Source organism: Trichlorobacter sp., from assembly GCF_030247655.1.
In the GTDB taxonomy this organism is placed as follows: domain Bacteria; phylum Desulfobacterota; class Desulfuromonadia; order Geobacterales; family Pseudopelobacteraceae; genus Trichlorobacter.
The window spans coordinates 1-12,145 of the sequence record NZ_JAOTRZ010000083.1 but is presented as its reverse complement, the minus strand read 5'-3'; the positions used below and the strand labels follow the sequence as shown (position 1 = coordinate 12,145).

13 protein-coding genes are annotated in these 12,145 nt (G+C 54.6%); 12 read left to right on the top strand and 1 reads right to left on the bottom strand.

Going from position 1 to position 12,145, the window contains the following annotated elements; translation table 11 throughout:
* From OEL57_RS09040 to OEL57_RS09010, 7 genes are all read left to right on the top strand, one after another.
* Positions 1-280: YfbR-like 5'-deoxynucleotidase (locus tag OEL57_RS09040; RefSeq protein WP_300739788.1), on the top strand; the 280-nt coding region annotated here is incomplete at its 5' end.
* Between the two features lie 16 nt (positions 281-296).
* Complete coding sequence (locus tag OEL57_RS09035; RefSeq protein WP_300739786.1) at positions 297-749, top strand: tetratricopeptide repeat protein; 453 nt, start codon at positions 297-299, stop codon at positions 747-749.
* A 21-nt stretch (positions 750-770) separates the two neighbouring features.
* Complete coding sequence (locus OEL57_RS09030; protein WP_300739784.1) at positions 771-1,889, top strand: DUF2157 domain-containing protein; 1,119 nt, start codon at positions 771-773, stop codon at positions 1,887-1,889.
* Positions 1,886-2,770: a DUF4824 family protein gene (locus tag OEL57_RS09025; RefSeq protein WP_300739782.1), complete on the top strand. Its 885-nt coding sequence runs from the start codon at positions 1,886-1,888 to the stop codon at positions 2,768-2,770. Before OEL57_RS09030 ends, OEL57_RS09025 begins: the two co-directional genes overlap by 4 nt.
* A 70-nt stretch (positions 2,771-2,840) precedes the next feature.
* Entirely contained in the window at positions 2,841-3,518 is a 678-nt protein-coding gene (locus tag OEL57_RS09020; RefSeq protein WP_300739780.1) for a YkgJ family cysteine cluster protein, read from the top strand.
* 220 nt (positions 3,519-3,738) lie between these two features.
* Complete coding sequence (locus OEL57_RS09015; protein ID WP_300739778.1) at positions 3,739-6,216, top strand: CHASE2 domain-containing serine/threonine-protein kinase; 2,478 nt, start codon at positions 3,739-3,741, stop codon at positions 6,214-6,216.
* Between the two features lie 3 nt (positions 6,217-6,219).
* A complete protein-coding gene (locus tag OEL57_RS09010) occupies positions 6,220-7,023 on the top strand; it encodes a Stp1/IreP family PP2C-type Ser/Thr phosphatase (protein WP_300739776.1) in 804 nt (267 codons plus the stop codon).
* On the opposite strand, the gene OEL57_RS09005 is transcribed toward OEL57_RS09010, so the two are convergent.
* Complete coding sequence (locus tag OEL57_RS09005) at positions 7,013-8,017, bottom strand: FHA domain-containing protein (RefSeq protein ID WP_300739774.1); 1,005 nt, start codon at positions 8,015-8,017, stop codon at positions 7,013-7,015. The two genes, OEL57_RS09010 and OEL57_RS09005, sit on opposite strands and share 11 nt — an antisense overlap.
* 116 nt (positions 8,018-8,133) lie before the next feature.
* Here OEL57_RS09005 and aroC point away from each other — a divergent pair, with 116 nt between their 5' ends.
* From aroC to OEL57_RS08980, 5 genes are all read left to right on the top strand, one after another.
* Positions 8,134-9,312: a chorismate synthase gene (aroC, locus tag OEL57_RS09000; RefSeq protein WP_300739772.1), complete on the top strand. Its 1,179-nt coding sequence runs from the start codon at positions 8,134-8,136 to the stop codon at positions 9,310-9,312.
* Positions 9,312-9,839: a shikimate kinase gene (locus tag OEL57_RS08995; protein WP_300739770.1), complete on the top strand. Its 528-nt coding sequence runs from the start codon at positions 9,312-9,314 to the stop codon at positions 9,837-9,839. The genes aroC and OEL57_RS08995 overlap by 1 nt, the downstream gene beginning before the upstream one ends.
* Entirely contained in the window at positions 9,821-10,915 is a 1,095-nt protein-coding gene (gene aroB / locus OEL57_RS08990) for a 3-dehydroquinate synthase (RefSeq protein WP_300739768.1), read from the top strand. Before OEL57_RS08995 ends, aroB begins: the two co-directional genes overlap by 19 nt.
* Before the next feature lie 8 nt (positions 10,916-10,923).
* A complete protein-coding gene (locus tag OEL57_RS08985; protein WP_300739767.1) occupies positions 10,924-11,883 on the top strand; it encodes a tetratricopeptide repeat protein in 960 nt (319 codons plus the stop codon).
* Positions 11,874-12,145, top strand: a 272-nt coding sequence (locus OEL57_RS08980) for a roadblock/LC7 domain-containing protein (protein WP_300739765.1), incomplete at its 3' end; no start/stop codon positions are given. The genes OEL57_RS08985 and OEL57_RS08980, both read left to right, overlap by 10 nt.

Here is a 12,145-nt window from a genome sequence, read left to right as displayed (position 1 = left end):
GCTGGCCATGCTGCCGCCGGAGCTGGCGCAGGTCTATGAACCACTCTTCTTTTTTGAGGAGCAGGATGCGCAATACAAACCGCTTATCAAGGCTGCCGATAAGATCGCTGCACTGATCAAATGTCTGGAAGAGGAAAAATCAGGCAACCTGGAGTTTAAGCGGGCCGGAGAAGAACATCTTGAAAACCTGCGCAAGAGTCTCTTGCCGGAGGTGATCTATTTTCTGGATCACTTCCTGCCGGGGTATCGTCTGTCGCTGGATGAACTGTATCTGGGGTAGGGGAGGGCTGAACTGAATGGAACAGCAACTGGTAGAGTCGGCTGAGAAGGAATACCTGAGGGCCCGTAAGGCTCTTGATTCCGGCAATGTCATGGCAGCGTTGTTGTTGCTTGAGTCTGCCTTGCGGCATCAGGATAATCCTCAGTGGCATGCCATGCTGGGGTACTGCATTGCCAAGGAACGGGGGCAGGTTGCCCGTGGTCTTGAGCTGTGCCGGACTGCTCTGCAGCAGTTTCCAGACAATGCTGAGTATTACTACTACTACGGCAGACTGTTGCTGATGGCGGGCCAGAAGGCTGAGGCGGTACAGGCGTTGCGGCAGGGGTTTGCTTGTGGCGAAAGTACTTCCATTTTGAAGCTGCTGCAGGACCTGGGCACTCGCAAGCCATCTCCCATCCATTGGTTGCATCGTAACAATCCATTAAACAAATATCTGGGTATTCTGTTGGCCCGGATAGGTTTGCGCTGACCTGATGGATGCTAAGGGGGCATGATGGAGGCGTTACCAGAGCGGCAGCAAAAGACTGGCGGACATACTGCGGTGGATGCAGCGGTCGGCAGGGATGATGCCCAGCGGCGTACTGACCGGATAACTGCGTTCAAGCAGGAGCTTTCAGCGCTTGAAACGGCTGGTGCGCTGACTCTGTCAGATGAGCAGAAGACGGGTGTTGCCGCCTATCATGCCGAGCTGTTGGCCGGACTTCAGCTGCGGTTTGATGTGGATATCAGTGGAGCTGCCCGGCAGATGTCGCTGGGGATGCGGATCGTTTCGTTTCTTGGGGCACTGGCGCTTTCTGCGGCAGTATTTTTCTTTTTCTACCGGTTCTGGGGTAATCTGGGTACCGGCCTGCAGGTGGGGATTCTTTCCGGTGCACCGCTGCTGATCCTGGCCGGGGTTGAGTTTGCAGCCCGGCGTGAACGGACTTTGTACTTTGCCTCGCTGATCAGTCTGGTGGTCTTTGCCGCTTTTGTGCTGAATCTGTCCATGTTCGGGCAGATCTTTACCATTACCCCCTCTCAGAACGCCTTTCTTGTCTGGGGGGCGCTGGCCCTGATCCTGGCCTACACCTATCACCTGAAACTGGTGCTGGTGGCCGGGCTTACCAGCCTGATGGGCTATCTGGCTGCTACCGTGGGGGTATGGGGTGGTCTCTACTGGCTTTCCTTTGGTGAGCGGCCTGAGAATATCATGATCGCCGGTCTGATACTCTTTGCTGCTGCCTGGCTGCCGGGAAGCCTGCATCGTTATTTTGCAGGGGTCTATCGCCTGTATGGTCTGTTGGTGGTCTTGCTATCGTTGTTGATGCTGTCCCACTGGGGGGCATCCAGTTACTTTACGTTTCTGCCCAATCAGATTGAACATGGTTATCAGGTGGCCAGTTTTTTTGTGGCTGCAGGGGTGATCTGGTTTGGTATCCGTAACAGCTTTACCCATCTGGTCAATCTGGGCAGCACTTTTTTTGTGCTGTATCTCTATACCAAGTTTTTTGACTGGTGGTGGGACTGGATGCCCAAGTATCTCTTCTTTCTGGTACTGGGCGGTATTGCCATTGGTCTGTTGCTGCTGTTGAAGCGGATGCGTGGTCTGGTGCGGGAGGTGAAACCATGAGGCGCTACGGCATCTGGCTGGCAACCGGTCTGGTGGTGGTGGTAAATCTTGTGATTCTGGGTGGCGTTGCCTGGAACCGTTCAGGCCAGCCCGAAGCACGAATGCTGCTGTCTGAGCGGGAACTGAGGTTGTCTGGCGGCGGTACTGAGAACAGCGGGTTGTTGCTGCATCTTGTCTGGCGACATTACCATGATGATTCTCAGGAATGGTTTAATCAGCAGCGCCTGGAGTCTGTGGGGTTTGATTGCTCGAAAATGCCGGATAACCCGGCTGCAGAGCGGTACTATCGGAAGCAGTTGCCGCGCCGGGCCTATCTGGTGCTTGAGTTTGAAGGTGCCGCTTGGAGATCCTGGAAAGATCATCAGGAGGCTCAGCACCGGAAACTGGAAAGCACTACAGGTGGCACTGACAGTGAACAGAAGAAGCGTGCGTGGGAACTGAAGCAGATCAGACAGCGTCTGGAGGAAGAATCGCGTCTGTTTGTGGTGGAGGTGGGTAAGGACCCACAGCAGTTACGGCAGCGTTATCCAGATGCCGGTCACTATCTGATTCTACCTGCACTGATGCGGTTGCATTTTGGGCTTGTCAAGGATGACAAGCAGCAGTCAAAGCTTAAACCGAGGCTGACCGGTTCCGTGGAGCGTGTTCTGGTATCCCGGATTCATCTCCCCCATGACCTGGCGGTGGAATTGCGGCGGCTAACCAGCGGCAGTGGAAAGATTGCACCGTATCGTGATGAGTATGGATGGCCTTATACAGCAACGGATTCCACAAAGAAAAAGCCGCTTCGCTATCAGGTTGATCTTGCTGTGGGAAAACGGTATGAACCGTGGATTCGATCGGTGCAGGTGATGCCACAGGCGGTGCCGGTAAAAGAGTAGGGCCAGCCTTGCAGATTGTTGATTTTGGGTTAGAGTAAAGCAGATGCTGTATACCAAGGCGGGGTGAAGTATGGCTGACACAGTGATACAGCTGCACCAGGTGGAAAGTCGGCTGTACCGGCTGGCAGTTGATCTGTTGGCAACGGTACATGATACCTCCGGTTTTGCCGCCACCATGTCTGCTTTTACCGACCTGGCTGAAAATCTGGCCGGACACAGGCCGGTGGCCTGTAAGCTGGGTTGTTCCCACTGTTGTGTCCTGAATGTGTCAGTGCTGTTGCCTGAAGCGGTTGCCATTGCGGGTTGGCTTTCCATGCATTGCGTCGGAACAGCATGTGCTGCCCAGCTTAAACGCCTGCAGCGCCATGCCCTGCATGTGCGTTGGATGGAAGACAGTGAGCGGATACATCGCCAGACCGTTTGTCCGTTTGTTGATGCGCGGGGCGGTTGCAGCATCTATCCGGTGCGCCCACTGGTCTGCCGGGCTGTGACGTCGCTGAATAAAGAGGACTGTCTAGCTGCATTGGATCCCAGCCAGTTTGATGCCGATCATGCCGTTTCAATGGATACTACTCGTAAGGTGATCATGGATACTGCCTTCTGTACCCTGGCCCGGGCAATGAAGCAGCAACCAATGATGAGCCGCAGCATTGAGTTGTGTAATGGTGTGACTGCTTTTCTTGCAAATCCCGGTCTTGCTGCGGTGCTGGCTTCAGGTGCGGATCTGCCCGTAAGCCTGTGGGACTAATGCTACAGGCTGATTCAGTTTCTTCCGGTTAGGTTTTTACAGGAATTCAAAAACTTCCTCATCCGCCCCTTTGGGGCACCTTCCCCCGGAGGGAGAAGGGAAAAATAGTACCCTCGCCCTTTGGGTGAGGGACATTTGATTTTGCTTTACTATCAGATGCAATGACTTAACTGGACAATGCTGAGGCTGATTAGGTGAACAGTCTCTGTTTGGAGTGACCATGCATATTCCTAAAATGAAACATGCACATCTGCTGGTGGCCGGAATTGTCACCCTGATGATGCTCGTGGCAACGCTGCTGCAGTGGTATCCGCTGCAACTACTTGAATATAAGACCTATGATCTGCGGGCAAAGCTGCGGGCAAAGAAACCGGAAGCCCCGATTGTGGTGGTGGCCATTGATGATGCCAGCATTGAACGGCTGGGACGCTGGCCCTGGCCACGGGGCTATATGGCAGAGCTGACTGCCCAGATCGCCTCCTATGAACCGGCCCTGATCGGCACAAATATCCTCTATACCGAGGCAGACAAGAATTCAGGGTTGGAAGAGATTAAGGCTCTGCGGGAGACAGTCGTCAAGCTGGGTGGCAGCCCGGCAGTGCTGGAGGCGATCAGCCAGTCTGAGAAAAAGCTGGATAATGATGCCCTGCTGGCCGCATCGCTTGCCAGTACCAACAAGGTTCTTCTGCCGCTGTTTTTTACTCTGGGGGAACAGGCCGGTAACCCTGATCCTAATCTGGCGGATTATCTTAAAAATGCTTCAAAGGAGCAGGGCAGTCCGGCTGGTCTGCAACAGGCCCGTGAAGAGGCGGCGCCGATCCCTGCTTTTGCTGAAAAGGCCCTGTCTCTGGGGCATATCAATATTCTGCCGGATAGCGATGGCACCGTGCGGCGTGAGTCATTGGTGGTTTACTACCGTGGTCGTCTGTTTCCCTCCTTTGCCCTGCAGTCAGCACTGACCTATCTACGGATAGCTCCTAAGGATCTGCAGATCTCCGGTGGGCGTCTCTCTGCCGGGCGGCTTTCAATTCCGGTGGATGAACGGGGCCAGATGCTGATCAGCTACAATGGCGGTTTTGGCAGCTTTCCCACCTATTCCTTCTTTGATGTGGCTGCTGGTAGCGTTAAACCGGAAGTTTTTAAGGACAAGATTGTGCTGATCGGCCCGGTTGCCACCGGTATTGCCGGTTTTACGGTAACCCCCTTCCAATCCACTTATCCCGGTATTGAGGTGATGGCTACCGCCATTGAGAATCTGTTGAACAACAATGTGATTGCCCGTCCTGATTGGGCGCGCTGGGCCGAGTTGGGGGCCATGCTGCTGTTTGGCCTGTTCCTGGCGCTGGCCCTGCCACGTCTTAAAGCAGGCATGAGTGCTACCATTGCCGCCGGTTTGCTGTTGATCTGGAACGGTGTAGCGGTCTGGCTGTTTGCCGGACAAGGGGTCTGGTTGGGGGTGGTGGGGCCGACCCTGCTGCTGGCCATCGGTTACACGGCACTGGTCTCCATGCGCTATCGGATGACGGAGCAGCGTAATGAGCTGGTGGAGAGTGACAGCATCGAGACCAACAAGATGCTGGGGTTATCGTTTCAGGGGCAGGGACTGCTGGATCTGGCCTTTGAGAAGTTCCGCAAATGTCCGATTGAAGACGATACCATTAAGGATCTGCTGTACAACCTGGCTCTGGACTTTGAGCGCAAGCGGATGTTCAATAAATCTGCTGCCGTGTATGAGCATATCCTCACCGCTGGTGAATACAAGGATATCAGGGAGCGGATTGCCACCATGAAGGTGGCAGGCGAGACCATGATCTTTGGCGGTACGGGACGGCGTGAAGGCACGATCATCGCCGGTCCCGGCGGGGTAACGGTATCCGCGCCCACCATCGGGCGCTATGAGATTCAGAAGGAGCTGGGCCGGGGAGCCATGGGGGTGGTTTACTTGGGGAAAGATCCCAAGATCAACCGTCTGGTGGCGATCAAGACTGTCCGTTTTGAAGAGGTGGACCCGGAGCTGCTGGAGGAAACCAAGAAGCGCTTCTTCCGTGAGGCCGAGGCTGCAGGAACTCTCAGTCATCCGAATATTGTTACTATCTATGATGTGGGTGAAGAGGAGGACCTGGCCTATGTGGCTATGGAGCTGTTGGACGGATCTGACCTGACCCCCTATATCAAGAAGGAAAAATTGCTGCCGGTTAAGGATCTTTTGAAAGTGATCGGCAGCGTGGCTGAGGGCTTAGCTTTTGCCCATGAAAAAGGGATCGTGCACCGTGATATCAAGCCGGCCAACATAATGCTGCTGAAGGATGGCACGATCAAGATTGCCGATTTCGGTATTGCCCGGATCACCACCTCATCCGCCACCCAGACCGGCACCGTGCTGGGTACCCCCAGTTACATGTCGCCGGAGCAGGTGGCTGGCCAGAAGGTGGATGGTCGCTCTGACCTGTTCTCGCTAGGGGCATCCATGTATGAACTGCTCTGTGGACAGAAGCCGTTTAGCGGGGATAGTATCGCCGCTCTGATGTACACCATTGCCAACAAGCCACCGGTACTGATCACCCAGATTGATCCAAATATCCCGCAGTGCTGTGCCTATATCGCCCATCGTCTGATCACCAAGGATCTTTCCAAACGGTATCAGAATGCCCGGGAAGTGGTGGAACATGTCAAGATGTGTCTGCATAAACTGGGGTAGCCTATGGAACTGACCGCCTTTGGATTAACCGACGTGGGCCAGGTGCGGCCCCATAATGAAGACTCGATCCTGCTGGAGCCTTCCCTGCATCTGTATGCCGTGGCAGATGGTATGGGGGGGCATAAGGCGGGGGAGTTTGCCAGTCGGATCTGTCTGGATACTATGAAAGATTATCTGTTGCAGGCATCCCGGGGGCATGCGCCGCTGGTTGGAGAGGCGGATGCGGCTCACTCAGAGGCGGCAAATCTGCTGGGGTCGGCGGTGCGGTTTGCAAATCGGGCTGTGTTTGAGGCGGCTTATGCCAAGCCTGAGTGGTCTGGTATGGGTACGACGATTGTGGCGCTGATCATTGCAGGCAGTAAGGTGGCTATTGCCCATGTGGGGGACAGTCGGGCCTATCTGTTGCGCCAGGGGCGTTTTCAGCAGATTACTCAGGATCATTCCTGGATAGAAGAGCAAGTGCGGGCCGGTTTGATGAGCCGCGAAGAGGCGCTGTCTGCCAAGGGACGTAACGTTCTGACCAGGGCCATCGGCCAGGAAGAAACGGTGCAGGTGGATCTTGACGAACTGGAACTTCAGTCTGGAGACAGCCTTTTGCTCTGTTCGGATGGTCTGTTTGCCATGGTGGCGGATGAGGAGATTGCTGCCTTGATCGGTGTTGCCAAGGGGCCTGAAGCTGCCTGCCGTGAACTGGTGGCTTGTGCCAATGGGCGTGGCGGACGGGATAATATTTCTGTGATTCTGCTGGACGCCGGGGAAGAAAAAGGGCTGCTGGCCGGGATGAAACGGCTGTTTGCTAAGGGGTGAGGGTGGTCACCAACAGTACGGTCTGACCGATACCGATTCGGTCCCCCTGTTTCAGTTCCCGCTGGGTGATCGGGTCGTTGTTCAGAGTGGTTCCATTGGTGCTGAGCAGGTCAATCAACATAAGTTTACCGTTGATAATCTGAATGGCTGCGTGACGTTTGGAAACCATCGGATCATTGATAATGATGTCAGCATCTTTTCTACCCAGTACGCAAGGTAGCGAACCGCCCAGCTCAGTTCCTGCCTGGGTTCCTTCCTCAACCTTCAACCGCAGTTGATCATGATGCTGTACTGATAATTTGCCTGGAGCGATGGTCTGTTCTGTGTCCTCGACAGCAGCAAATAAGCGTACCAGGCTATCCAGTGAAATGTTGGAAGAGTCTTTTGACTTCATCGTATTCAACGTCTGATAGATGGTGGCAGTTACCGGGATGGTTGTTTCCTGATAGGCGTAGAGCAGCATCTGTTCATCTACTGACAGCCCATTCTGACCTTCCGGTAGTCCATCTGACCAGTAGGCAGCAGTCTTGGTCCCGTCCAGAAAGAAAAAGAAGTTACAGCAGCCGTCTTTTTCCAGAATAACCAAGGCATCAGCTTCATTTGCCTTGATCTGGCTTACCATGCCGTCAAGATTGATCAGATTGACCGGACCTTTGGCAGCAGGTTCATCCTGAATAAAGACCAACATGCATTTAAGCAGTACCGGATCAGTTTCATGGAGAGAGATGGTGCCTGAACCGTCACGAATAGTTGCCACCTGAGCACAGAAGTTGGTGATGGTCAGGGGAGTAGGCTTTTCACCAACAGTAAGTCCGGCAGAATAGGGGGTGCCCTGGAAGATGAACAGCAGGAACAGACGTTCACCGGAGGTAATGGCAAGGTAGCCGGTGAAGGTTGAGTCGGACAGACCTTTCAGCAATCCAACCATGCTTTCGCGGCTGTAGGTTGCTGCAGCGGCTTTAACGGTTCCTATGGGCAGGGTCAGGGCTGGCATGGGCAGAACTATACGGTGAGGTTGGTCTGCTGTCAAGTTACAGGGGGTTTTTCTTGCCCTTGTGGCGCTTGAATGCTACTGTTTCGCCCATTATCTATCTGTAGGAGATGGTTTTTATGCGCTATATTACCGCTGGTGAGTCCCATGGTCCCCAGTTAACCGCCATTATTGAAGGTTTACCTGCTGGTCTGGAGATTTCTCCTGAGTTGCTTGATCTGCAGCTTGCCCGTCGTCAGCAGGGCTATGGCCGTGGTGATCGGATGAAGATTGAACGGGATCGGGCTGATATCCTGTCCGGTGTCCGCTGGGGCAAGACTCTGGGCTCTCCGGTTACGCTGGTGGTCAAGAATCGTGATTGGGAAAACTGGCTGGAAAAGATGTCTCCCCTGGCCGAGCATGAGGGGATGGCTGAGGCGGTAACCCGTCCCCGCCCTGGCCATGCTGACCTGTGCGGTGCCATGAAGTACGGCCACCGTGATGTGCGTAATATTCTGGAGCGTTCCAGCGCCCGCGAGACCGCAGTGCGGGTGGCGGTCGGGGCGGTTGCCCGTGGGCTGCTGCATGCCCTTGATATCCGGATCGGTGGCGTGGTTGCTGAGGTTGGTGGCGTGGTGGCAAAGCCTTCAGCAGAGCCGTATCCGTCCCAGTGGAAACAGGCTGCTGCATCTGAGATGTTTTGCTGCGATCCTGCTGCCGAGCTGGAGATGAAGCGACTGATTGATCATACCAAGGCGATTGGTGATACTCTGGGCGGTGTGGTGGAAGTTCAGGTGCTGGGCTTGCCCCCTGGCCTGGGAAGTCACGTGCAGTGGGATCGCAAACTTGATGCCCGTCTGGCCATGGCATTGATGAGCATTCAGGCCATCAAAGGGGTGGAGATAGGGCTCGGTTTCGAGGCTGCCCGCCGTCCTGGTTCCAGGGTGCATGACGAAATCACCTGGAATCCGGCCCGGCTGCAACAGGGAGAGCTGATTCCGTATCAACGTCCCAGCAACCATGCTGGTGGTCTGGAGGGCGGTATGACCAATGGCGAACCCCTGGTGGTGCGGGCTGCCATGAAACCGATTCCAACCCTGTACACACCGCTGCAATCGGTGGATATCGCTACCCATGAACCGTATGAGGCATCAGTGGAGCGCTCTGATACCTGTGCCGTTCCAGCAGCTCTGGTGGTGGCCGAGGCGGTGGTGGCGATTGAGTTAGCCCAGGCTCTGCTGGAGAAGTTCGGTGGTGATTCTCTGGATGAGATCCGGCGTAACCGCGACAATTATCTGGCTGGTCTGCGGAATTTTTGATGGCTGAGTCGATTATCCTGACCGGTCCAATGGGGAGCGGCAAAACCAGCGTGGGTGGACTCCTGGCCAGGCAGTTGGGGTATCAGTTTCAGGATCTTGATGCCTTGATTGTTGAACAGTCAGGCAAGAGCATCAATCAGATCTTTGCTGACGATGGAGAAGCTGCCTTCAGGGATCGTGAGACCGCATTGCTTTCAACACTGGTTGGCCGGCAAGGAATGGTGCTTTCAACCGGTGGTGGTGTGGTGATCCGGGAGGCCAACCGCAGGCTGCTGCATACTGCCGGTCTGGTGGTAAACCTTGTTGCAACGGTTGATGTCCTGATCAGTCGTCTGGCTCAGGCGAACGACCGTCCTTTGCTGAAAGGTGGCGAAGCACTTGATGTCAGGATCGAGCGGATTATGACTGAACGTGAACAGTTTTATGCCGATGCCGACATAAGAATTGACACCACCGGGAAAACATTGGAAGATGTTGCCGCTGAAATCCTTGTGTTCTATGCTGAAAAATGCCCAGGAGCATTGTGAAAACCATCACTATCCAGCTTGATTCCCATTCGTACGATATTGGCATTGGCGAAGGCCTGCTATCGGGTATCGGTGCCGCCTGCAAGGCTGTAGGGCTTGCGGGAACTGCTGCAGTGATTACCAACCCAACGGTTGCGCCGTTGTATGCGGAAGTGATAGTGGGATCACTGCAACAGGCAGGTTTTGCCCCGGTTGTTATAGAGATCCCCGACGGTGAAGAGTACAAAACCAGTGCAACTCTGAACAGCGTCTATGATGGTTTGCTTGGGGCAGGTCTGGATCGCCGTTCGTTTATTGTTGCCCTCGGTGGTGGTGTGGTCGGTGATCTGGCCGGATTTGCAGCAGCCACCTTTCTTCGCGGGATTCCGTTTGTACAGGTGCCGACCACATTACTGGCCCAGGTAGACAGCAGTGTTGGCGGCAAGACCGGTATTGATCACCCCTTGGGCAAGAACCTGATTGGCGCCTTTTATCAGCCTTATCTGGTTCTGTCTGATGTCAGCACCTTGAAAACTCTGTCTGAACGTCACTACCGTGCTGGTTTGGCTGAAGTGATCAAGTATGGTGCCGTGCTTGATGCGGAGCTGTTTGTGCTACTTGAAACCAGCGTGGGTGGCTTGCTGAAGCGTGACCCGCAGCTGCTGGGCCGGGTAATCGCCCGCTGCTGTGAAATAAAGGCTTGGGTAGTTGAGCAGGACGAGCGTGAGAGCGGTCTGCGGGCTGTTTTAAACTACGGTCATACTCTGGGGCATGCCTTTGAAACCCTGTCCGGCTACCGTGATCTGGTGCATGGCGAGGCGGTTGCCATCGGTATGGTCCAGGCAGCCTTACTTTCACAGCGTGAAGGCTATTGTACTGCCAATGATGGTGATCGTATTTACACGCTGATCCAACAGCTGGGGTTGCCGACAGATGCCCCGCTGGTTGCCATGGATGAACTGATCAGATCCCTTGCTAAAGATAAGAAGAATCGCTCCGGTACCCTGCAGTATGTCTGTAATCGTGGTATCGGTTCCTATGTGTTTCATAAATTTACCCCGGCCCAGCTGGCCGAAGCCTGTTGCTCAGGGAGGTAAAGGCGCCTATGCAGTCGTCAACGGAGTCCTTCTGGAGTGAAATCAAGATGTATGAGGAACGCCTGAAAAGTGATCCCTCCTCATACTGTTTTGCCCCCCTTGCGGAGGTCTATCTACAGGCTGGTTTGCTTGATGATGCACTGGCCGTCTCACGGACCGGAGTTGGCAAGCATCCCGGCTATGCGGACGGGCAGATGGCACTGGCCAGAGTCTGTCACCAGAAAGGGCTGGTCGATGAGTGTCGGCGTGCCCTTGAGACGGTGGCAACGGCTGTTCCAGGTCATGCTGAGGCACAGCGCCTGTTGGCACGTCTCTATAAAGAATCCGGTAATGAGCAGGCTGCGCTTCAGGCGCTTCAGACCCTGCTTGATTTTCATCCAGATGATATGTCGGCCAGGATTGAGCTGGATGCTTTACAGCAAAGAACCTCAGCCCTGGAGGATGACGATGATCTTGAACTGATCGAGTTGACCGAGGCAGATATCTTTGAGGAGCCGGAGTTGGAGCAGCAGCTGGTTGAGCGAGTCAAGCCACCTGTCCGGACTGTTGAAGATCCTTGGGCTGGTATTGACACAGGGGCTGCAGAGGCAGCATTGGCCCCACCTGCGTTGGAGGCAGTCTGGTCGGTACCGGAACAACAGCTTTCGGCAGTTGCTGAGTCCCATGTTGAACAGGATCCACTGACAACGCCGACCTTGGCAGAACTGTATGTCACCCAGGGCTTCCCTGAAAAAGCCATTGAAATTTATAGCAGGATTGTTTCTGCAGATCCGCAGAATCTTGAAGCGGTGAGCCGTCTTGCAGAACTCCAGCAACCAAAGCCTGCTGTTGATGCTGCACAGGCCGCTGTTGTGGCTGCTGATCTGTCGGTTAACCTGCCGGTAGAAGGAGCAGCTGACCAGCAGGCTGCAGTAGTTGTTTTAGAGGGATGGCTTGAGAACATCCGGAGGTTACGGGTATGTCGCTAAGAGAACAGTTAACCTCAATGCTTGAGCAGGTTGAAGGTGCCTTTGCCGTGATGTTGATGGGGTACGATTGCATTGCCATTGATGAAGTGCAAAAGGGCGAAGCAGGTTTTGATGTCCAGACCATGGCGGTAGAGTATGGTACCGTCATTAAGGAGATCCGTCGTACGATTGAGGTGGTAGGGGCAGGCGAGATGGAGGAGATTACCATCACTACTGCCAACTCCCGTATGATCATTCGAGTGCTGAACGATGAGTTCTTTGT